21 protein-coding genes and 1 riboswitch are annotated in these 23,260 nt (G+C 41.4%); of the genes, 11 read left to right on the forward strand and 10 right to left on the reverse strand.

The window, feature by feature from the left end; translation table 11 throughout:
- Positions 1-100 precede the first annotated feature (100 nt).
- Genes E6C50_RS03430 through E6C50_RS03475 form a run of 10 tightly spaced genes read right to left on the reverse strand, consistent with a single transcriptional unit; the run spans position 101 to position 11,103 of the window.
- Complete coding sequence (locus E6C50_RS03430; protein ID WP_136401787.1) at positions 101-1,552, reverse strand: TSUP family transporter; 1,452 nt, start codon at positions 1,550-1,552, stop codon at positions 101-103.
- Positions 1,542-2,351, reverse strand: coding sequence for a DUF2490 domain-containing protein (locus tag E6C50_RS03435; RefSeq protein WP_136401788.1), 810 nt, complete (start codon positions 2,349-2,351; stop codon positions 1,542-1,544). Before E6C50_RS03435 ends, E6C50_RS03430 begins: the two co-directional genes overlap by 11 nt.
- Positions 2,302-3,951 carry an NADPH-dependent assimilatory sulfite reductase hemoprotein subunit gene (locus tag E6C50_RS03440; RefSeq protein ID WP_136401789.1) on the reverse strand — a complete coding sequence of 550 codons (1,650 nt, stop codon included), beginning with the start codon at positions 3,949-3,951 and terminating at the stop codon, positions 2,302-2,304. The genes E6C50_RS03435 and E6C50_RS03440 overlap by 50 nt, the downstream gene beginning before the upstream one ends.
- Before the next feature lie 24 nt (positions 3,952-3,975).
- Positions 3,976-5,631 carry a diflavin oxidoreductase gene (locus E6C50_RS03445; protein WP_136401790.1) on the reverse strand — a complete coding sequence of 552 codons (1,656 nt, stop codon included), beginning with the start codon at positions 5,629-5,631 and terminating at the stop codon, positions 3,976-3,978.
- Positions 5,621-6,436, reverse strand: coding sequence for a uroporphyrinogen-III C-methyltransferase (gene cobA / locus E6C50_RS03450; RefSeq protein ID WP_136401791.1), 816 nt, complete (start codon positions 6,434-6,436; stop codon positions 5,621-5,623). The genes E6C50_RS03445 and cobA overlap by 11 nt, the downstream gene beginning before the upstream one ends.
- Positions 6,437-6,469: 33 nt before the next feature.
- Positions 6,470-7,381: a cysteine synthase A gene (gene cysK, locus E6C50_RS03455; protein ID WP_136401792.1), complete on the reverse strand. Its 912-nt coding sequence runs from the start codon at positions 7,379-7,381 to the stop codon at positions 6,470-6,472.
- Positions 7,382-7,402: 21 nt separating this feature from the next.
- On the reverse strand, positions 7,403-8,215 hold the full coding sequence (gene epsC / locus E6C50_RS03460; protein WP_136401793.1) for a serine O-acetyltransferase EpsC: 813 nt from the start codon (positions 8,213-8,215) through the stop codon (positions 7,403-7,405).
- Between the two features lie 4 nt (positions 8,216-8,219).
- On the reverse strand, positions 8,220-9,455 hold the full coding sequence (locus E6C50_RS03465; protein WP_136401794.1) for a sulfate adenylyltransferase subunit 1: 1,236 nt from the start codon (positions 9,453-9,455) through the stop codon (positions 8,220-8,222).
- Between the two features lie 26 nt (positions 9,456-9,481).
- Positions 9,482-10,387: a sulfate adenylyltransferase subunit CysD gene (gene cysD / locus E6C50_RS03470; RefSeq protein ID WP_136401795.1), complete on the reverse strand. Its 906-nt coding sequence runs from the start codon at positions 10,385-10,387 to the stop codon at positions 9,482-9,484.
- Between the two features lie 20 nt (positions 10,388-10,407).
- Positions 10,408-11,103: a phosphoadenylyl-sulfate reductase gene (locus E6C50_RS03475; RefSeq protein ID WP_136401796.1), complete on the reverse strand. Its 696-nt coding sequence runs from the start codon at positions 11,101-11,103 to the stop codon at positions 10,408-10,410.
- 631 nt (positions 11,104-11,734) lie between these two features.
- Positions 11,735-11,797: riboswitch (Fluoride riboswitch) on the forward strand.
- A gap of 37 nt (positions 11,798-11,834) precedes the next feature.
- Here E6C50_RS03475 and E6C50_RS03480 point away from each other — a divergent pair.
- The 11 genes from E6C50_RS03480 to E6C50_RS03530 all read left to right on the forward strand — a co-directional run bounded on the left by E6C50_RS03480 (position 11,835) and on the right by E6C50_RS03530 (position 23,260).
- Positions 11,835-13,139 (forward strand): voltage-gated chloride channel family protein, encoded by a 1,305-nt coding sequence (locus E6C50_RS03480; RefSeq protein ID WP_136401797.1) that lies wholly within the window; start codon positions 11,835-11,837, stop codon positions 13,137-13,139.
- 243 nt (positions 13,140-13,382) lie between these two features.
- Complete coding sequence (locus E6C50_RS03485) at positions 13,383-14,783, forward strand: anthranilate synthase component I family protein (protein ID WP_136401798.1); 1,401 nt, start codon at positions 13,383-13,385, stop codon at positions 14,781-14,783.
- Positions 14,784-14,825: 42 nt separating this feature from the next.
- Positions 14,826-15,395 (forward strand): anthranilate synthase component II, encoded by a 570-nt coding sequence (locus tag E6C50_RS03490; protein ID WP_136401799.1) that lies wholly within the window; start codon positions 14,826-14,828, stop codon positions 15,393-15,395.
- An 83-nt stretch (positions 15,396-15,478) separates the two neighbouring features.
- Positions 15,479-16,474, forward strand: a complete 996-nt coding sequence (gene trpD / locus E6C50_RS03495; RefSeq protein ID WP_136401800.1) for an anthranilate phosphoribosyltransferase — start codon at positions 15,479-15,481, stop codon at positions 16,472-16,474.
- Between the two features lies 1 nt (position 16,475).
- Positions 16,476-17,261 carry an indole-3-glycerol phosphate synthase TrpC gene (gene trpC / locus E6C50_RS03500; RefSeq protein ID WP_136401801.1) on the forward strand — a complete coding sequence of 262 codons (786 nt, stop codon included), beginning with the start codon at positions 16,476-16,478 and terminating at the stop codon, positions 17,259-17,261.
- A 35-nt stretch (positions 17,262-17,296) separates the two neighbouring features.
- Positions 17,297-17,887, forward strand: a complete 591-nt coding sequence (locus tag E6C50_RS03505; RefSeq protein WP_136401802.1) for a phosphoribosylanthranilate isomerase — start codon at positions 17,297-17,299, stop codon at positions 17,885-17,887.
- Between the two features lies 1 nt (position 17,888).
- Positions 17,889-19,076, forward strand: coding sequence for a tryptophan synthase subunit beta (trpB, locus tag E6C50_RS03510; protein WP_136401803.1), 1,188 nt, complete (start codon positions 17,889-17,891; stop codon positions 19,074-19,076).
- A 22-nt stretch (positions 19,077-19,098) separates the two neighbouring features.
- Positions 19,099-19,860: a tryptophan synthase subunit alpha gene (gene trpA / locus E6C50_RS03515; protein ID WP_136401804.1), complete on the forward strand. Its 762-nt coding sequence runs from the start codon at positions 19,099-19,101 to the stop codon at positions 19,858-19,860.
- A 364-nt stretch (positions 19,861-20,224) separates the two neighbouring features.
- Positions 20,225-20,848 (forward strand): TetR/AcrR family transcriptional regulator, encoded by a 624-nt coding sequence (locus E6C50_RS03520; RefSeq protein WP_136401805.1) that lies wholly within the window; start codon positions 20,225-20,227, stop codon positions 20,846-20,848.
- Complete coding sequence (locus tag E6C50_RS03525; RefSeq protein ID WP_136401806.1) at positions 20,838-22,160, forward strand: TolC family protein; 1,323 nt, start codon at positions 20,838-20,840, stop codon at positions 22,158-22,160. Before E6C50_RS03520 ends, E6C50_RS03525 begins: the two co-directional genes overlap by 11 nt.
- Positions 22,161-22,180: 20 nt before the next feature.
- Entirely contained in the window at positions 22,181-23,260 is a 1,080-nt protein-coding gene (locus tag E6C50_RS03530) for an HlyD family secretion protein (RefSeq protein ID WP_136401807.1), read from the forward strand.

The raw sequence follows: 23,260 nt of genomic DNA on the forward strand, positions 1-23,260 counted from the left end.
GTTTCTATACATAACGCTTATAAACCTGTCCGGTTTTACTAAAATATAAAGGGGCTGAATCACTTTAGAGTCCACCTTTTTTTGTTTCATTTTGAAAGCCTTAGAATATTTTAAACAACATTCGGATACTGAATACAATAACTAAAAATGCTACGGCCAATATGGCTGTTTTTTGTGGTAATTTCCCGGCCAGTCGTGCCGCTAATGGTGCCGCAATGGAACCACCAAAAATCAGTCCGACTACAATATACCAATGACTGACGCCCAATGAGGCAAAAAACGTAGCCGAAGCCGCCAGTGTCACAAAAAATTCGGCTAAACTCACTGTTCCGACCACATAACTGGATTTTCGACCTTTGGCCAATAAGGTCGAGGTAACAATTGGTCCCCATCCACCGCCGCCAAAGGCATCGAAAAGACCTCCTGAAAATCCGAGTAAACCGGTATTTTTTATTTTTTTCCGAACGATTTTTTTCCGTAAAGCGATCAACACCAAACGTATCCCGATGATCATGGTATAGGTAGCCAAAACAGCATACGTAATCGTTTCGTATTTATTTCCGAGGTAAATCAACAGCAAGGCACCGCTAATGGCGCCAACTACACCCGGAATGGCCAACCATAGTAATAATTTTTTGTTCACATTTCCGAATTTGTAGTGCGAAAAACCACTGATTCCGCTGGAAAACATCTCCGCGGTATGGATACTTCCGCTAATTGCCGGTAACTTAATTCCGAACAACATCATACTCGTCGCACAGGTCACCCCATATCCCAAACCAACAGCACCATCGACCAATTGGGCAAAAAAGCCAACCAGTACCATTCCGTAAAAGGCCGGTGGAATTTCTCTGATATAGCCATTTAATTCGGCAACCGAAATGATCGACGACAAACCATAACCAAAAAACACAGCCAGGAAAACCACGGTAATTTCAAACGTCAGTTCCTTGTATTTTTTCCCCTCTCTTTTGTCCGTTTCCTTTACCAGTGCTTCCGTTGCTTTGTTTAAGGAAGTCAGCTTGGCCTGAATATCGCCTTTATGTTGTTCGCGAAAAGCATTAAGATTTTCAATACTATCGCTGATCGTATCCGGAATAGCCTCTTCCAGATGCTCGCGTAAACGACGCGCCAATACCGGTGATTTTCCGTTGGTTGAAATTGCAATTTTAAGATAGCCTTTATTGACAATCGAACCAAGATAAAAATCACATAAGTCCGGCTGATCGGCCGCATTGACCCATATTCCTTTATCATTGGCTTTTTGTTTGATATCCCGGTTTAAAGCGGTATTATCGGTGGCAATAATCAGAAAATCGGTGGTATCCAGATCGTTTTCCTCAAAAGACCGCTCCCGAACAATCAATTGCGGGTGTTTTTGCTGTAACTGACGTAAACCGGAGTTGATCTTTTGTGCCACGACCGTTAAAGTGGTCAACGGATTTTGCCGCAATAAGGTTTCGGCTTTTTCCAATCCCACATTTCCGCCGCCAACAATCAGAAACCGATACGAGTCACTTTTTAAGAATATTGGAAACAAATTATTTTTCATGCTTTTTAGTTTTTAATGATAGCGTATGGAATACCGAAAAACGGATGATATCCCGGTCGTAATAGTCCGTTCCGGAAGCGCGTTGCTGGTACCAGTTGAGATAACCCGCTTCTACAGCAAAATCCGGATTGATCCGATAATTAAGTCCCGCATACATTCTGTTTTGATCAAAAGTGTTTTTTACAATTTTACTTCCCGAATTAAGCATTATTTCGTCTTTTAATCGTAGGGTTAACCGTTCTTCCCGGGTGTCTTGCTGTCGCCATAATGGAATATCCAATCCCAATTGGTATCGAAAACGGAAATTCGAAAAACGATAGCCACCGGTTAGTTCGTCATTCGTAAAATCGTGCATAAAACGCGCTTCCATTTTATAGCGATGCGAGATCGTCATAAACGCTAATTTCTGCTTATTGTCAAAACCGATATCCGGACGCAATTCGGGAACAATCAGGTTACTTTCAGATTCCGGATCCTGTGGACTTTGTAAAAAATAGGTCATCCCTGCCGAAACATTCCAGTTTTCGATTAATTTCCGCTGAATCGTACTGCGAAATACCAATTGGTGTTGTGCACCGGGATTAAAAAAACGCCGCTCCTGAACTTCACTCAGCAACGTCCAGTTTTCGTTAAACCGGATCGTATTATGATAAGCAAACCACACTAATTGTTGGTTGGTTACTTTTTTCTGAGCCACGAGCAACAGGGGAAATAACAGGGTTAAAAAGAGTATTCGTATCCTGTTTTTTTTAATTGACGGAAAAGTATTTCCGAAATGTAAAATCCCCAAATGTCTCATCGTGTAAACGTTCTTTAGTATACTGATCAAAAAGTATATCGAGTTCTGTTAGTATTTCGTTTTCGTTTAATTGTTTTTTATAAATCTGATTCAGGCGATTCCCCAAACGGTCGCCACCCAACATCAGATTATACTGACCCGGTCCGGTACCAACCAATCCGATTTCCGCCAGATACGGTCGCCCACAGCCGTTCGGACAACCCGTCATCCGGATACTGATTTCGTCCTGATCCAGTTCGTATTTTTTTAGAAACGGTTCGATTTTCGTAACCAGTTCCGGCAAATACCGTTGTGCTTCGGCCAACGCAAGCGGACACGTAGGCAATGCGACACAAGCCATCGAACTTTTCCGCATCGCACTATCGCGTTCCTCTATCTGATATTTGGCAAGTAATGCTTCTACCCTGTTTTTAGCCGCTTCGTCAATATTTCCCAAAATCAGGTTTTGATTACAGGTAAACCGGAAATCAGACAAGTGTAATTGTGCCAGTTCCAGAAGGAATTGCTTCTGATAGGGTTTAATCACTCCATGTTCGATAAATAAGGTATAAAACCATTTATTCTCATGGTTTTGTTGCCATCCGTAGCGATCATTTCGTTCGGTAAAAGTATAGGATTCTTCCGTTAATAATTCGAAACCAATCCGTTTTTCCAGTTCTTTTTTAAACGCATCCACGCCAAGTTTGTCTACAGTATATTTTAAGCGGGACAACTTGCGGTCGCTGCGGTTTCCATAATCCCGCTGAATCGTCAGAATCTCATATACCGCTTTAAGTGTTTTTTCTTCGGTATCGGTAAAACCAATAATAGTAGCCAGTCGCGAATACGTATTCGGATTTCCGTGTGTGGTTGCCAATCCACCGCCAATCGCGATATTAAATCCTTTTAATTGTCCGTCTTTGATAATGGCAATCAGTCCGATATCATTAGCAAATACATCCACATCGTTCGTTGGCGGAATCGCGATTGCAATTTTAAACTTTCTCGGCAGGTAACGGTCTTCATATAATGGATCGGCTTCCGAGGATCGTTCGTATGCTTTTTCACCATCGATCCACACTTCATAATACGATTGCGTTTTAGGCAATAACAAGGTTGAAATCGTATCAGCATAATCGTAAATCTGCTGGTATAAGGGCGAAACCTGCGGATGTGAACTACAAATTACATTACGGTTAACGTCGCCACAAGCGGCAATCGAATCGAGCTTTGCCAGTAGAAAACCTTGTATGGTAGGTTGTAACTGGTGTTTTAATAAACCGTGTAACTGTAAGGTCTGACGGGTTGTGATTTTAAGGATTCCGGTACCGTATTCTTCGGAAATCGCATGTGTTGCCAACCATTGATCGGCCGAAATAACACCACCCGGAATGCGTAAACGGATCATAAACGAATACAGTTTATCCAGTTTTTTTTCGGCTCTTTCTGCTCTTCTGTCACGGTCGTCCTGCACATACATTCCGTGGAATTTGACCAGGGCTTCATCATCGGGACGTACATTTCCGGTATGGTTATCCGTCAAACTCTCTTTTAAAGTCCCGCGAAGTCCGTCACTATTCACTTTAATCGTTTCAATCGGGGATAATTTATCGTTACTCATAGTATCGTTCAATTTAATATTTGCTTAGTAGACGTCTTTTAGATAACGTCCTTGTGACTCAAGGTTTTCCAAAATTGTCTTTGCCTCGGCACTACTGATGTTTTTTTCAGAAGCGATAATCTCCAGCAAGGTATTTTCGACATCGGTACTCATCGGTTCTTTTTGACCGCAGATATAGAGATAGGCACCATTATCCAGCCATTCACTCACTGCTTTTGCCTTTTGTTTTAAGCGGTCCTGTACATAAATTTTATGTTTCTGATCTCTTGAAAAAGCCGTATCCAGTCGTGTTAGCACTCCGGTTGCGAGCCATTCCTGTATTTCGGTCTGATAATAGAAATCGGAAACAAAATGCTGTTCACCAAAAAACAACCAGTTTTTTCCTTCGGCTCCGGTAGCATCGCGGTGCGCCAGAAAACTACGGAACGGAGCGATTCCGGTTCCGGGGCCAATCATAATGATATCTTTATCCGGATCGGGCAATCGGAAATTCGGATTTTTATGAATGTAAAACGGAAGACTTCCCTCCTTTGGAAAATCCGCTAAAAACTGCGAACACAACCCGGATTTTGGAATACCGTCTACTGTAAACACATTGCGATTAACCGTTATATGGATTTCTCCGTCGTGTGCTTCGGCAGCCGATGCAATCGAATACAAACGTGGCGCGATAGGTAATAATAATGTGATAACCGCATCGAAAGTGACTTTTGCATCGATCGGATATTTTTGTAGAATATCCAGTAAATCGGCTTTTGTTTCGGTAATTGACACACCCAATAGGTTCGAAAGTGCCTCCAATGATTTTTTCGAAAGTCCTCTGATATTTTTGGTTTTCAGTTCATCACTACGGGAAGCGGCTTGTAACAATGTTGCAATTTCCAATGTTTCCGTAGTTGTGTTTTCCGGATAAAAACCGATCGCATCACCCGGTTCGTATACCACCGGTTCGTCTGTTTCGATTTCAATATGATGGGTTTCTTTATTCGAACCGCGATCGTTTAAAACGACCTTATGCCGTACAATACCAGTATACGTTTTCTTGTGCGTTACCGGAGCAACAATCGATGAAGTTATATCTGTTTTTCCAATTGTTGCTTGTTGTAGACTTTCCAATATTTCAGCAAACCATTTTTCGGCAACCGGAGTAAAATCCACATCGGCTTTTTGAAATGGCACTGCGCGTTGTGCGCCAAGTCGTGCGAGTTGCTCGTCTATAGCTTCACCCGCTTTACAAAACAAGGGATAAGACGAATCCCCCAATCCCAAAACTGCAAAACGGGTTTTCGAAAGATTGGCACTACTATTACTGATATTGTCAAAAAATTTAACCGCATTTTGTGGCGGATCACCTTCGCCCTGCGTACTCATTATTACAATCAGAAAGTCTTCTTTTTCCAGTTTTTCCACCGGGTACTGGAATGCATCGATCACTTTCGACTGGATTTTATTTTTTTTTAAAACCGTTTGTAACTGCGTCGCCAGTTTTTTGGAATTCCCTGTTTCAGTACCGTAAATAATGGTTGGTTTTACCGAAACTGGCACTATCGTTTCTTTTGATTCCCTGGTTTCGTTTTGCGCCAGAAGTCCGGCCAGATACCCATTGGTCCAGATAATTTCTTCACGGGAATACTGTCGTACCAGATCTTTTAGTATCTCAAATTTATTTTCAGCTAGCATGTTGGAAGTTTATAATATGATTATCGAAATACGACGTGTTTTTAGATTGTTCCCGGAACCAGGCAAACTGTTCGTGGAGGTTTACTACTTTCCCGACCAGTAATAAGGTCGGTACATAACCAAACTCGGGAAATTCCTTGGTTTTTAATTCTGCAAACGAAAACACTCTGGTTTTTTGATACGGTGTTGTCGCTTGTTGAATCACGGCCAGTCCTTTAGTTTGATCAACATTGTTAGCTAACAGATAACCGGCCAATTGTTGTAATCGTTGGCCACTCATATAGAAAACAAGGGTATCGTCTGTCGTTCCCCAATCGGCCCATTGCTCCGGAGTGACCGATGCCAGATCGAATAAGGTCAGGAAACGTACGCCACGCGCCATTCCTCTGGCGGTTAACGGAATACCGGTATAGGCAGCCGCGCCAAAAGCCGCCGAGATTCCGGGTACAATTTCATACGGAATCGCATTGGCTTTAAGCACTTCCAATTCGTCCAGTATATTCGAAAACAACGATGCATCGCCACCCTTAAGTCGAACGACCAGCTTCCCCTGTATTGCAAATTCTACCATTAACGTATTGATATCGCTTTGCGGCGTATGGATTCCTTTCGAACATTGTTTTCCAACATAAATAATGATGGCATCCTTACGCGCATTATCGGCAATTAGTTGTGGCGCAACCAGACGATCAGTCAGGATTACATCTGCCGTTTGCAGATACCGGATCGCTTTTACACTTATTAAATCGGGATCACCCGGACCGGCTCCGGCTAAAATGACTTTCCCTTTATTTTCTATACTCATTGTTTTTTTTAGTTTTCTTAGTTTATTTCGGGATTAATACAGCCCTTCGATCGAAAGATACCGTTCGCCTGTATCATAATTAAAGGTGACAATTGTAGCTCCATCCGGGATTTGCGGGATTTTTCGGGCTACAGCCGCCAATGACGCTCCGGTTGAAATTCCAACCAAAATTCCTTCTTCTTTTGCTACCATACGGGCATAATCAAAAGCTTCGTCTTTGCCAACCTGTATAATTTCGTCCAGTAATTCCGGTTGTAAAACCGAAGGCACAAATCCGGCTCCGATTCCCTGTAACGGGTGTGGTCCCGGTTCGCCACCACTTAATACGGGCGATAATTCCGGTTCGACAGCGATTACTTTTAGTTTTGGAAATCTGGCTTTTAAAACTTTAGCAACACCGGTAATATGTCCGCCCGTACCGACTCCAGTAATCAGGTAATCGATACCTTCCGGAAAGTCCTGAAGTAATTCCTGTGCCGTTGTTTTTTCGTGAATGGCTACGTTAGCCGGGTTATCAAACTGTTGTGGCGACCAGGCATTCGGGATTTGCGTTACCAGTTCATTGGCTTTTTCGATCGCACCTTTCATTCCTTTTTCCCGTGGTGTCAATTCAAATTCGGCACCATAGATTTCCATTAATTTCCGACGTTCAACACTCATCGATTCCGGCATGACCAGAATAACCCGATAGCCTTTAACGGCACCAACCAAAGCCAGTCCGATACCGGTATTTCCTGAAGTTGGTTCGATAATAACACTACCCGGTTTTAAGATTCCTTTTTGTTCCGCATCTTCGATCATCGCCAGCGCGATACGGTCTTTAATACTGTTTCCCGGATTGTTTTTTTCGAGTTTGATCCATACTTTTTTGGAGTCTCCGAAAAGCTTCTGAAGTCGGACAACCGGTGTATTTCCTATTGTTTCTAAAATGGTATTTGCTTTCATGATTCTATTTTTTTAGTTGTTTTATATGACAAAATTGATGGGCTCCGGAAAGGGAGCTTTGTTTTTAATGACGATCTCACTTTTGTGATACACCAGTGATTTTTTGGGAACCGATTGCGTGATCCATACATTTCCGCCGATAACCGCATCATCGTCAATATGCGTTTCGCCTCCCAAAATGGTTGCATTGGCATAAATGATCACATTGTTACCAATTGTGGGATGTCTTTTTTCTTCGGCTTTATCTTTACTCACGTTTAAAGCGCCCAAGGTCACACCCTGGTAAATTTTAACATCGTTACCAATAACAGTCGTTTCTCCAATGACCACACCTGTTCCGTGATCGATAAAAAAACGAGCTCCGATTTTTGCGCCCGGATGGATGTCGATACCTGTTTTTCCGTGTACATATTCCGAAACCAACCTTGGAATCACCGGTACGTTACTTTTCCAGAGCAAATGTGCCAGACGGTAAACTGCGATGGCAAAAAAACCGGGATATGCCGCGAGTACTTCATTTCTGGATTTTGCCGCCGGATCGAAATTAAAAATGGTTTCCAAATCGGCTTCCAGTAAGTCGTGTACGATTTCTAGCGATCCAAAAAAGGTATTCGTTACGGTTTGGGCTTGTTCATCTGTCAGTACATATTTTACTATTTCGGTCAATTCTGATTGTAATTCCGTTTCTTTTTCCAAAAAGACGGTATAATTGTCCAATTCGGCATCGATCGAAAAAAGCCAGTTAAACAGCTTTTCAATCCATATTCCGGTTTTTACCTTATCGGGAATCCGTTCGTGGTTTCCCTTATTTTTTCGGTATAGTGGATGTTCCATTACGTTAAAGTAAAAACATTAAAGCACCGACTGTATTAAACGTTGTTTCATCGATCAGAATCGCATTTCCGTTTCGGGAATTTTCCGCAAAAGGATCAAAAAACAACGGCTGACTGGAACGTAGAGCAATCTGACCAATGTCATTAATTCCAAGTTCATGCGTCTGATCGAATTGCCATTGGTTGACATCCCATTTCCGGTCGACCGCCTGAATTTTTACACGTACCGTTTTAAAACGATGTTGCAACAGATAGGTTTTTCCGATTTGTAATGGTGCCGTATCCAACCAGCAAATCCAGGCTTTTAATTCATTTGACGTAAGTGGTAACGCATTGGCTTGTACAATCGTATCACCTCTGCTGATATCGATATTATCAGCCAGATGAAGGACCACATTGTCACCAGCCGTAGCCTGCTTGACCACTTCCTGGTGTCTTTCAATTTTTATAATTTTTGTTTCAATTCCCGAAGGTAAAATCACCACCGAATCGCCTGTGGTGTAACTTCCGCTTAGGATTTGCCCGGCGTATCCACGGTAATCGTGATTTTCCTCATCTTTAGGCCGAATCACCCATTGTACCTGAAAACGGGCTACGAGATTTTCTTTTGTCGGAATCGCAATATGTTCCAGCGTACTTAATAACGCATCGCCTTCAAACCAGGGCGTGTTTTCCGATTTTGTTACGATATTATCACCCAACAGCGCGCTAACCGGGATATAGGCAATTTCATCATAGGTGAGTTCCGAACGAATCGCTTCAAAGTCGGCTTTAATCGTATTAAAAACCGCTTCGGAATAGTCCACTAAATCAATTTTATTGATCGCGATAATAGCCTTTTTGATACCCATTAACGCCCCCACACTCGCATGACGTTTGGTTTGCGTGGTAATTCCTTTGCGCGCATCCACCAGAACAATGATCAAATCGGAATTTGACGCTCCGGTAATCATATTCCGGGTATATTGTTCATGCCCCGGCGCATCGGCAATAATGAATTTCCGTCTCGAAGTGGCAAAATATTTATAGGCCACATCGATCGTAATTCCCTGTTCCCGCTCAGCCCGAAGTCCGTCGGTGATTAATGCTAAATCGATCGCAACATTTTCCTGTTTGGTTTGTTTTTGCAAAACACCCAGCTGGTCGGTATGAATACTATCGGAATCGTATAGCAAACGTCCGATCAGCGTACTTTTTCCATCGTCTACATTTCCGGCTGTTATAAATTTTAATGTGTTCATTTTTTATGTTTTTAGAGGTGTTGTTTTTAAAAATAACCTTGTTTTTTACGGTCTTCCATTGCGGCTTCCGATAACTGATCATCCAATCGGGTTTGCCCTCTTTCGCTAATCCGCGTCCGGATAATGTCATCAATTATATCCTGAATCGTTTCGGCATCCGATGGAACAGCCGCCGTACACGTCATATCGCCAACGGTTCGGTAGCGTACTTTTTCCACAGCCACGGTATCCGTAGGAAGCGGCTGAATAAATTCGGAAGTCGCCACCAGTTTATCCTGATGTACAATACATTCCCGGTGATGGGCAAAATAGAGTTCCGGCAATTCGATCCCTTCTTGTTGGATATAATTCCACACATCCAGTTCCGTCCAGTTGCTAATCGGAAAAACGCGGACATTATGTCCTTTCTGGATTTTACCGTTTAGGATATCCCATAATTCCGGGCGTTGTAATTTGGGATCCCATTGTCCGAAATCATCCCGAACTGAAAAGATGCGCTCCTTTGCCCGTGCTTTTTCTTCGTCGCGACGCGCTCCGCCGATACAGGCATCAAATTCATTTTCCTGAATAACATCCAGTAACGTATAGGTTTGTAGTGCATTACGCGACGGAAAGCGCCCTGGCGTTTCCTTTAAATTGTATTTCCGGATACTATCTTCCACCGAACCAACGATTAGTTTTTCGCCAATCTGATTCACCAGATAATCCCGAAAAGCAATGGCTTCCGGAAAATTATGTCCCGTATCGATGTGTACCAACGGAAACGGGAACTTCCCTGGTCGGAACGCTTTTAATGCCAAGTGTACCAGGACAATCGAATCCTTTCCGCCGGAGAACAGCAAGGCCGGTTTTTCGAACTGTGCCGCAGTTTCACGAAGAATGTATATTGCTTCGTCTTCTAATTGTTTTAAATATTCTTTTGTAGTACTCATATCTTTTATTTTAGGGTTGTTTACTGATGTAATCCGCATTCTTTTTTGGAGGTTTCCTCCCACCACCAACGTCCGGCCCGGAAATCATCACCTTCTTTTATGGCTCTGGTACAGGGCGCGCAGCCAATACTTACAAAGCCTTTATCGTGTAAAATGTTATAGGGTATACCGTTTTTTTCGGCGTAGTTTTTCACTTCCTCTGTCGTCCAGTGCAATAGCGGATTGTATTTGTACAACTGGTATTGCGCATCCCATTGTACAATTTCCAGATTGTTCCGGTTCGCCGAGTGTTCCGCGCGAAGTCCGGTTATCCAAACTGTTGCACCGTTTAAAGCCCGTTGTAACGGTTCGACTTTACGGATATGACAACATTGTTTGCGCAATTCCGTGCTTCCGTAAAAAGCGTTGATTCCTTGTTCTTCCACAAATCTTTCCAAATGATTTTGTTCCGGATAATAGGTTTTTATCTTTTTACCATAGTGTAACAAGGTCTTATCCCAGGTCGCATAGGTTTCCGGAAATAAACGCCCGGTATCGAGGGTAAAGACTTCCACATTGTCCAGGTTCTGAGCAAAAATGGCATCGGTAATCAATTGGTCTTCAATACCAAAACTGGTTGAAAACACTATTTTACCAGTAGTATTTTCAGACAAAAACGCCAGGCTTTCCCTTAGGTTTTTTCCTTGTTTTAGTGAACTGATTGTTGTTTCTTCCATGTTTATTTTGTTTGTTTTTTAAAAATCGGGTATAAAAAAAGCCTCTTGGGAACAAGAGGCTTATCAACAGGTACTATTATCTTACAGCAACTAATACGACAGACGGCCTCTTGCGAAGTTTCGCATACAACAACACATCATCATCATACAAACTGCAGCTATTGCTTTTTTAGTAATATGGGTTGTTGCTTTGGTCATTTTTATCTGAATTATTTTTTTTAAGCTTTATTTTTTGTTTGGATTGGGATCAAAAAAAAACTCCCCAATTACTTGAGGAGTTTACTGATATTTGAAAATGTTTTACCGACATTAACGAATAGCAAGGCTCCTCTCATTAACTGAGCAGCACATACACATCGTCATAGATAAAACCGAATTTGTCATCGAAATCATTTGTTTTGATGTTGCAAACTTATAACATTTTTTAAATATTCACCAAATAAAAAAACATTTTTTGAAATTAATTTTTCGCAACCAAAACCTGCAAAAGCGAATTACCACTGATAAAAACACAATAAATATAGTTATTCACCCTCTTTTTATCAGAAATAAAACACAAAATTGGTTTCTATTTTATCTTAAAAATTGTCCCGTTTTGCTATCCAATAAAAATTAATCTTTATCTTTGTAGCGTAAATATGGCAATGATGTCTGCCTTGAACCGCTTTAAAAAGCTGATGACGTCTGTAACACGGCTTATGCCGGTATAGATGTATGTAATCAAGACAATTATGGACAACACTTTTTTCAAACGACACATTGCAGCCTTTCCGCAACTTCCCCTGCTTTTATTTTTAATCCGTTGGTCGGTTTTGGCTATCATTATTGGCGTACTTACCGGCTCTTTATCGGCTTTTTTCCTGACGGCACTCGATTGGGTCACAAATTACCGCGAACAGCATATCTGGATTATAGCCTTGTTACCGATAGCCGGATTACTTATTGGATTTAGCTATCATTATTTAGGCGAAAGCGTCGTAAAAGGCAATAATTTATTACTCGAAGAATTCCATTCCCCTAAAAAAGTGATTCCGTTTCGTATGGTACCGTTGGTCTTAGCCGGAACATTACTCACCCATTTATTTGGCGGATCGGCCGGTCGCGAAGGAACAGCCGTACAAATGGGCGGTGCTATAGCCGATCGTATTTCCCATTGGTTCGGACTTAAAAAAGAAGACCGTAAAATTATATTGATCATGGGAATCAGTGCCGGTTTTGCTTCGGTATTCGGAACGCCATTGGCCGGTGCAGTTTTTGCATTGGAGGTTATGATTTTAGGTCGTATCCGTTATGAAGCTATTTTACCCGGTTTTCTAGTCGCCGCTATTGCGCATTATACCTGTCTGGCCTGGCATGTAAACCATACGCACTATTCTATTCCTTATGTCCCGGAACTGCGTCCGCTAACTTTATTCTGGACCGTATTTACAGGAATTATCTTTGGTCTTACGGCCCTGCTCTTTTCTAAAACCACGCATTTTTGGAGCCATCAGTTTAAAGTCCGCGTCCAATTTCCGCCGCTGCGCCCTTTTGTTGGCGGTATAGTGATCGCATTGGCAGTATATGCCATTGGCACAACACAATATATCGGGTTGGGAATACCAACTATACAAGCTGCTTTTGACTCCAATTTAGCCTTCTATGACTTTATTGTAAAACTGCTGTTTACTGCATTTACCCTTGGTGCCGGTTTTAAAGGTGGTGAAGTAACCCCACTATTTTTTATCGGAGCCACCTTAGGAAATGCTTTATTCTGGTTTGTTCCGTTGCCTATGGCTTTACTGGCCGGAATGGGATTTGTTGCTGTTTTTTCGGGTGCCACCAACACGCCTATCGCCTGTACGCTAATGGGGATTGAACTTTTTGGCGTCGAAAGTGGAATTTATATTGCGATTGCCTGCGTAACGGCATACCTGTTTTCGGGTCATACCGGTATTTATTCGGCACAAATCATCGGTAGTCCGAAACATCAATTTTATCTCCGTTTAAAAGGCAAGCCTTTATCCGAAGCAAAAAACAACACTAAACACCTATAAAACAAGACCTTAAAAAATATTTTCTATTATTTTTCGGCAAAAGACTTGTTTAATTGAAAATGATTTTTATACCTTTGTAACATAATTCACAATAATGAACACATTTTATAACAATACTTGGTGGTGGAATTCCTTACGTCGAACATCGTGAGCGATACCTCCTATCTGTATTTTTAAAATCAAAAATAGATAAAGGCCTGTCATCACGACAGGCCTTTTTTGTTGCATTAAAATCTTGTTAGCATGAAAAAATTTCACCTACATACCCAATACAAACAAATCCTTGCCGACACGATCACGCCGGTAAGCATTTATCTGAAAATCCGCGATAAATTCCCAAATAGTCTTTTACTGGAAAGCAGCGACTATCAAGCGAATAATAATAGTTTTTCGTATATCTGTTGCAATCCGATTGCCAGTATTAAAGTGGAAAATGAAACAATCGTACAAAGTTTTCCCGACGGTACCGTAAATCAAAATGCCATCACCCATTCAACAGATGTTATCACCGCGGTACAGGATTTTGCAGCCCGTTTCGAATCGGAAAACCACGGATTTACGTTTATCAACAACGGTTTGTTCGGTTATATTTCCTATGATGCTGTACGTTATTTTGAAAAACTGACATTAACAAAAAAACAGGGCGACCTGCAAATTCCGGATTTGTATTATGCCGTATATCAAAACATTATCGCAATCAATCATTTTAAAAATGAGGCCTTTATTTTTAGTCATAGTGTGATCAATCAGAACAATATTCCGGAAATTGAACAACTGCTTTTTTCGAAAAATTTTGCCAGTTATGCCTTTGATACCGAAGGCGATGTACTGTCCAACCTGACCGATGCCGAGTTTAAACAACAGGTAACGCTCGCCAAACAACACTGTTACCGAGGCGATGTTTTCCAACTCGTATTATCCCGTCGTTTTTCTCAGGCTTTTAAAGGGGATGAATTTAACGTTTACCGTGCTTTACGTAGTATCAATCCATCGCCTTACCTATTCTTTTTCGATTATGGTGATTTTAAAATCATGGGCTCCTCACCGGAAGCACAATTGGTCATACACAACCGGAAAGCCGAAATTCATCCGATAGCCGGCACATTTAAGCGAACCGGAAACGACGAAACGGATAGTATTCTGGCCCGAGAATTATCGGAAGATCCAAAAGAAAACAGCGAACATGTCATGCTGGTCGATCTGGCGCGAAACGATTTAAGTCGAAACGGCCGTGATGTACAGGTCGAAAAATACCGCGAAGTGCAATTTTTCTCCCATGTTATTCATCTGGTTTCCAAAGTTACCGGGCAATTACACGACAAAACTACGACAATGCAGACCGTAGCGGCGACCTTTCCAGCGGGTACTTTGAGCGGTGCGCCCAAGTATAAAGCCATGCAGCTCATTGAAAGTATTGAAAACACGTCAAGGAATTTTTACGGTGGTGCTATTGGATTTATGGATTTTGACGGTAACTTTAATCACGCAATTATGATCCGTACTTTTTTAAGTAAAAATCATCAATTACATTATCAGGCCGGAGCCGGAATTGTATCCGATTCGTCCGAAGAAAACGAAATGCAGGAGGTTTACAACAAACTGGGAGCGCTCACCAAAGCATTGGAATTGGCCACCACTATTTAAACCGAAATAAAAATTAAAACAGAACCCAAAATAAAGCATCCGATGAAAAAGATAGTAATCATAGACAATTACGACAGTTTTACCTATAATCTGGTTCATTACCTGGAAGATCTCGAATGTGCTGTAACGGTTTTCCGCAATGATGAATTTCTGATCGACGAACTGAAAGACTTCGATAAAATCGTATTGTCGCCCGGTCCCGGGATTCCGGAAGAAGCCGGCTTACTAAAAGAAGTCATCCGAACGTATGCAGCTACCAAAAGTATTTTGGGCGTATGCCTTGGTCAACAAGCTATTGGCGAGGTATTTGGTGGAAGCTTGATCAACCTTGAAAAAGTATACCACGGCGTCGCAACACCGGTTACCATCACTGTTGACGATGAGCCGTTGTTTAACGGATTAAACAAAAACATACAAGTAGGACGTTATCATTCGTGGGTGATCAACCCTGATAATTTTCCGGCCGAACTGGAAATCACTTCGGTAGACGATAACGGCCAGATCATGTCATTACGCCATAAAACATTTGATGTAAAAGGCGTGCAATACCATCCGGAAAGCGTACTTACGCCAGATGGAAAAAGCATCCTCCAAAACTGGATAAACAACTAACCTACAATAACATATCATTTTATCACTAACACTATCTGGAGCCAATTTGCTTTAAGATACAGCCCTTATTATATCAAAAAATCATGAAAACAATATTAAACAGACTGATCAATCAGGAAGTGCTGAGCCGTGAAGAAGCCCGGGATGTTCTGGTCAATATTTCCAACGGCGCGTACAATCCGAGTCAGATCGCCAGCTTTTTAACCGTCTATATGATGCGAAATATTACCATCGATGAACTGGCCGGATTTCGGGACGCTTTATTAAGCCTTTGTATCCCGGTCGATTTATCGGCTTACAACACCATTGATCTGTGTGGAACGGGTGGCGACGGAAAAGACACTTTTAATATCTCGACCCTGGCCTCTTTTATTGTGGCCGGTTCCGGAACAAAAGTGGCTAAACACGGAAACTATGGTGTTTCCTCAATATCCGGTTCCAGTAATGTCATGGAAAATCTGGGAATCCGTTTTAGTAGTGATACTGGATTTTTACAGCAATGTATCGAAGAAGCCAATATCTGTATTTTACATGCGCCACTATTCCATCCGGCGATGAAAAATGTTGGTGGCATCCGAAAGGAACTGGCTGTAAAAACCTTTTTTAATATGTTGGGTCCCATGGTCAATCCATCGTTTCCTAAAAATCAGATAGTGGGTGTTTTTAATCTGGAACTCGCCCGAATGTATGCCTATTTATACCAGAATACGCCGATTAATTTTACCATTTTAAACAGCCTCGACGGCTATGATGAAGTATCGCTAACCGGCAATACCAAACTGATTTCCAATCGCAGTGAACAAATACTAAAGCCTGACGATTTTAACGTGAGTCGCCTGGATCCCGACGCTATAAAAGGTGGAACGACCGTAACCGAATCGGCACAACTTTTCCTGAACATTATTTCCGGAAAAGGTACCGAAGCGCAAAACAATGTGGTTTGTGCCAATGCCGCGATTGCTCTTGCTACGGTAAATCAAATGAGTATACCGGACGGATTTGCTATGGCTATGGAAAGTTTGCAATCTGGTAAAGCGCTTGAAAAATTAAAAAAATTACAACAATTAAGTTCCCGTTAAGATGCACATTTTAGATCAAATTATAGCCGACAAGCACAAAGAAGTTGCTTTAAAAAAGAGCCTTATTCCAGAAAACCAACTCGAAGCTTCGGTTTTGTTCGACCGCAAAGTGTATTCTTTAAGTCAGCATCTGAAAAATAGTCCGACAGGAATTATCGCCGAACACAAACGTCGTTCTCCGTCAAAAGCAGTGATCAATACTGCTTATACAGTGGAAGATGTTGTAAAAAGTTACGAAGTAGCCGGAGCCAGTGGTATTTCGGTTTTAACCGATGGGAAATATTTTGGCGGTTCTTTGGACGATTTAGTACTCGCAAGAGCCTCGGTTAACCTTCCGTTATTGCGAAAAGAGTTTATTATCGATCCTTATCAGATTCTGGAAGCCAAAGCCTACGGAGCCGATGTGATCCTATTGATTGCGGCTGTTTTGTCACGTACGGAAATCAAAACATTATCCGAATTTGCGCAACAGATTGGTTTGGAAGTCCTGTTGGAAGTTCACAACGAAATGGAACTTGAAAAAAGTCTGATGCCAAGTCTAAATATGATTGGTGTTAACAATCGAAACCTAAAAACGTTTGAAGTAAACCTCGATTATAGCAAGACATTGGCCCATCGGATTCCAGACGATTTTGTAAAAATTTCAGAAAGCGGAATCAGTTCGCCAACAGCGGTAAAAGACCTTCAGAATTATGGCTATAAAGGTTTTCTGATTGGTGAAAATTTTATGAAAAGTAACGATTTAGGTAATAGCATTAAAAATTTTATAAATCAATTAGCTGAATAGTCATGGAAAAATCATTTTTAATCAAAATATGCGGCATGAAATATGCGGAAAATATTGCGGCAATAGCGGCCTTACAACCGGACTATATGGGCTTTATTTTCTATAATAAATCCGCCCGGTTTTATAACGATACCCTTCCGGAAATTCCGAAAACGATAAAAAAAACCGGTGTTTTTGTTAATGCCGATAGCACAAGCATTCTGGAAACCATCGAACGCTACCAATTACAAGCCGTACAATTACACGGCTTGGAAACACCTGAATTATGTACCGTTATTCGAAAGGAATCGGATGTAGAAATCATCAAGACTTTTTCGATTGACACCCCTTTCGATTTCCGGAAACTTGATAATTATGAAACCGTTTGCGATTACTATCTGTTTGACACCAAAGGCAAATTACCCGGCGGAAACGGTTTCCCTTTTGACTGGACACTTTTGGAAAACTATCCCTCCTCAAAACCTTATTTTTTAAGCGGCGGAATAGCAATTAATCATATCAATACGATACCAACAACAGGACTAACGCCTTATGCGATAGACATAAACAGCAAATTTGAAACAGCACCCGGCCTAAAAAACATAACGCTATGTAAACAGGCTATTGTAACCCTAAAAAACAATTAAAATGAATACCACCTACCACGCAACCGAACAAGGCTATTATGGTGAATTCGGTGGGGCATTTATCCCGGAAATGCTCTATCCGAATGTAGAAGAACTGCGGCAACGCTATTTAGCCATCATGGAAGAACCTGCATTTCAGTCGGAATTCCAGGCATTATTAACCGATTATGTAGGCCGTCCCACACCGCTCTATTTTGCCGAACGCCTTTCGAAAAAATACAACACCCGAATCTATCTGAAACGCGAAGACCTATGCCATACCGGCGCACATAAGATCAACAACACCATAGGACAGGTTTTATTAGCCAAACGACTGGGTAAAAAACGAATCATAGCCGAAACCGGTGCGGGTCAGCATGGGGTTGCCACGGCTACCGTTTGTGCCTTAATGGGACTGGAATGTATTGTTTATATGGGTGAAATTGACATCCAGCGGCAGGCGCCAAATGTAGCCCGGATGAAAATGCTCGGTGCCGAAGTACGCCCGGCCACTTCCGGTTCGAAAACCCTAAAAGATGCTACGAATGAAGCCATTCGCGACTGGATCAACAATCCTGTTGACACCTATTATATCATTGGTTCGGTGGTTGGTCCGCATCCGTATCCGGATATGGTTGCCCGTTTTCAGAGTGTTATTTCAGCCGAAATTCAACCCCAATTGTTCGAAAAAGAAGGGCGGAAAAATCCGGATTACGTAATCGCCTGCGTAGGCGGTGGTAGTAATGCGGCCGGTGCTTTTTATCATTTTCTGGATGATTCCAATGTACAACTTATCGCTGTGGAAGCCGCCGGAAAAGGAATTGATTCCGGAGAAAGTGCCGCGACTTCGACTTTAGGTAAAACCGGTATTATCCACGGAAGCAAAACCTTATTAATGCAATCCGAAGACGGTCAGATTACCGAACCCTATTCTATTTCGGCCGGATTGGACTATCCTGGTATAGGCCCGTTGCATGCGCATTTATTTACAAGTGGTCGCGCCGAATTTGCTGCGGCTACCGATAATGAAGCCATGCAAGCCGGACTGGAACTTTGTAAAACCGAAGGGATCATTCCGGCCATCGAAAGTGCCCATGCCTTAGCCGTATTGGAACAACGACAATTCGGAACCAACGATATTGTTGTGATCAACCTTTCCGGTCGTGGCGACAAAGACTTAAATACCTATATCTCTTATTTCGGATTATAAATTGTATAGTAAAAAACAGATTATGAATCGCATCACACAGAAGCTACAGGAAAACAAAAAAATCCTTTCCCTATATTTTACCGCCGGATATCCGGGTTTAAACGACACGGTTCCGATAATCCAATCCCTTGAAACAAGTGGTGTGGATATGATTGAAATCGGTTTACCGTTTAGCGACCCATTGGCCGACGGACCAACCATTCAGGCGAGTTCGACCGAAGCGTTAGAAAACGGAATGACCACCGAACGTTTGTTTGATCAGTTAAAAGACATTCGGAAAACAGTTCAGATTCCGTTATTGATCATGGGCTATTTTAACCCGATATTGCAATATGGCCTCGCTAATTTTTGTCGGAAATGTGCCGAAATCGGAATCGACGGATTGATCATTCCCGATCTTCCCATTGCTGTTTATGAAACCGATTATCAGACTATTTTTGAGCAAAATGGCTTACTAAATATTTTTCTAATCACCCCACAAACATCCGAAGAACGTATCCTACATATCGACAAAATCTCCAGCGGATTTATCTATATGGTGAGTAGCGCGAGTGTCACCGGAAGTCAGAATTCCTTTGGAAAAGAGCAAGAGAATTACTTTAAAAAGATAGCCGGAATGGATTTAAAAAATCCGCAGATTGTCGGATTTGGAATTGGAAATCGGGAGACGTTTTTACAGGCAACGCAACATCAAAAAGGTGCGATAATTGGTAGTGCTTTTGTAAATTTTCTAAAAAAGAACCCGATTGAAAGCATTCCGGATTTTATCAAACCTATAGTTTAAATAAAGAACGCCAAAATACTCATTTAAAAATAGTTAAACTAAAAACATAGATTTTATCTATTACAATAAATTTAGGGTTTTAACGTATAGAATTGGCAACTTTAGTGTTGCCTTTTTTATTGCATTGGAAGTTTGTAAAAATAGAAAAATAAATCAAATCTACAGCATTTTCAAGGTTCTTTATATTCCCATTCAAAATTCAAAATTTAAAATTCATCATTTAAAATAATCGCTATCTTCCCTCTTTTTTCTAGTCTCTTTCTTCTCATTTATTTAAGTTAAAATAACGTTAAAACAAAACTAAACAAACGTTTAATTTAAACAAGTGTTTAATTTTGCACCTGCATTTCAAACCTATTATGTGATGTCTGAATTTAATGATAAACAACACGAGATTCTGCTGGTTGCAGAACGGTTGTTTTCCGAACATGGTTTTGATGGAACTTCTGTCAGAGACATAGCCAAAGCGGCCAATATAAATGTAGCGATGATCTCCTACTATTTTGGCTCAAAAGAAAAACTACTGGAAGCCCTTATTATTGCACGTATAGCCGGTTTACGCCTTCAGATTGAAAACTTACACAAAGAAGCCCTTTCGCCTTTTGAAAAGATTGACAAACTTATCGAACTGTACATCACCCGTATCAACAAAAACAAAGGGATGTATCAGATCATTCATTTTGAAATCAGTTCCAAAAAAAGAGAAATCAACTGTGAGTCCTTTAACGAAGTGAAGCGCTACAACCTGGAAGCCTTACGGGACATTATTGAGGAAGGACAGGAAAAAGGTGTATTTAAACCCAATATTAACATCACCCTGATTCCACCGACTGTAATGGGCACTTTTTTCCATTTCCAGATGAACCGTACGTTTTATACGGAATTATTAGAACTCGACACCGAGGAAAAATATGATCATTACATTAAAAACGATTTAACAAAGCACATACAAAAAACCATTAAAGCACTTTTAACCTATGAAGAATAGTTCCCTCTGGTTGGGCGCCTTCTTTCTATTTGGTGTTTTCTCTACTGAAGCTCAGGAGAAGAAAATGGCATTGGAAGAAGCCATCCAACTGGCTATGACACAAAGTACCGAGGCAAAAATGGCCGATACCAAAGTGGCCACCAAAGCATTCGAAATGCAATCGGTAAAAAACCGTCAATACCCCGACTTAAAAGTCAGCGGACAATATCAGCGCCTGACCAACGCCGATGTGAACCTGAAAATTGGCGGTGGTGGTGAAGAAGGATCCGGTGCGGCACCAAAGGTAAACCAGCTTATGCTTGGACAAGCAAGCGCGTCGGTACCCTTGTTTGCCGGATTTAAAATCCAAAACAACATCAAGGTAGCCGAAAACATGTATCAAGCCGAACAATACACGGCTAAAAACACCAAAGAGCAATTAGCACTTGATGTAGTAAAACTTTATGTAAACCTATATAAAGCACAGGAAAGCACACAATTAATTACCGAAAACATTAAGAGTGCCGAACAGCGTGTTAAGGATTTTAAAGCAATGGAAACCAATGGCCTTATCGCTCGAAACGATTTACTAAAAGCGCAATTACAGGTATCGAATTATAAAATTGCTTTGGAAGACGCGAAGAAAAATGTAAGCACGATTAACTTCCAATTGGTGACTTTATTAAAGTTACCGGAAAGCACACAAATCGTTCCGAATGCCGGTGTATTTGATAAAAACAACGCTTTAAATGCTACAGCAGAAGATGCGATTAGCGGTCGTAATGATTTGGAAGCGATCCGTTCCCAACAAAAAGCAGCGGATGCCAATGTAAAAATCGCTCAGGCCAATTATTATCCGTCCATTACGTTGATGGGGGGTTATATTGCGTTGGATCTTCAGAATGTGATGACCGTTACCAACGCGATGAACTTTGGTGTTGGTCTTTCGTATGATCTGACTTCCATTTTCAAAAACGGAAAAGAAGTAAAAGCCGCGAAAAGCAAAGCCCACGAAGCAGAACAGGCTGTCGAAATGATGACCGACCGCGTAAAAGTAGAAAACCAACAGGCAAACGAAAACTACCAACTGGCTTTAAAACAAAACAAAGTATACCAGGAAGCGGTTGAACAGGCTACCGAAAACTACCGTATTGTAAAAGACAAATACGACAACGGCTTGTCCGATACCAACGATTTACTGGAAGCCGATGTAGAACAATTGCAATCCAAAATAAATCTGGCTTATTCCAAAGCCAACAGTATCGAAAAATACTATACCGCACTTGCTGCCAGTGGTAAATTAACCTCATCCGTAACACTCACCAAAAACTAATATTAATTTCTGTAAAGATCATGGAAAAGAAACCATCAAATAAAAAATTCATCATTGTTCTGGGAACCCTGGTTATTCTGGGTTCGGTATACGGAATATTCAAATATATGCACGCTCAGGCTCACGAGGAGACCGATGATGCGCAGATCGAAAAAAACATGAATCCAATTATACCGCGTGTATCGGGATATGTAGCGAAAGTATATGTAAAAGACAATGATTTCGTTAAAAAAGGCGACACGCTTTTTGTAATCGACAACAAAGATTATCTGGTACGTGTCGAAGAAGCCAAAGCGGCTTTAGCCAGTGCTGAAAGCGCTTTTGAAGTGAGCAAAGCCGATGTAAGTGCTTCTGCTGCGAACATATCGATTTCCGATGCAACAATCCAGTCGAATGTTGGAAATATCGATGCGGCAAAAATCCGTTTGGGACGTGCTCAAAATGACTTCGAGCGTTATGAAAACCTGTATAAAAACCACTCAATTACCAAACAGCAATACGAACAGGCTTTAGCAGCCAAACAGGAAGCTGAAAAACAGGTTGAAGTGTTACAACAACAACGTAATGCCAGTGCACACCAACGCGAAGCTGTGGTTTCCAAAACGAATGTAGCCAACAAACAAACATCGGTAGCTGCGGCCAACATTAAAAAAGCACAGGCTTCGTTAGAGGCAGCCGAATTGAATCTGAGCTATACTGTAATCACTGCCGCTGTAGACGGTCAGGTATCCAATATCGACATTCAACCGGGACAAATGGTTCAACCGGGACAATCGTTATTCTATATCATCAACAATCAGGAAACCTGGGTTGTGGCGAACTTTAAAGAAACGCAGTTAAACAAAATGCGTGAAGGTCAGAAAGTGATCATCGCAGTTGATGCGTATCCGGATATCAAATTCGAAGGAGAAGTAAATTCCTTTTCACCGGCAACCGGAGCACGTTTTTCCATCCTTCCTCCGGACAATGCAACCGGTAATTTCGTAAAAACAATCCAACGTTTACCGGTAAAAATCAAATTAACACCAAACAACGATCCTGAAAAAGTAAAATTATTACGTCCGGGAATGAACGTAGAAGTTGACGTACACGTAAAATAA

It is taken from the genome of Flavobacterium supellecticarium (genome assembly GCF_004801375.1).
In the GTDB taxonomy this organism is placed as follows: Bacteria; Bacteroidota; Bacteroidia; order Flavobacteriales; family Flavobacteriaceae; genus Flavobacterium; species Flavobacterium supellecticarium.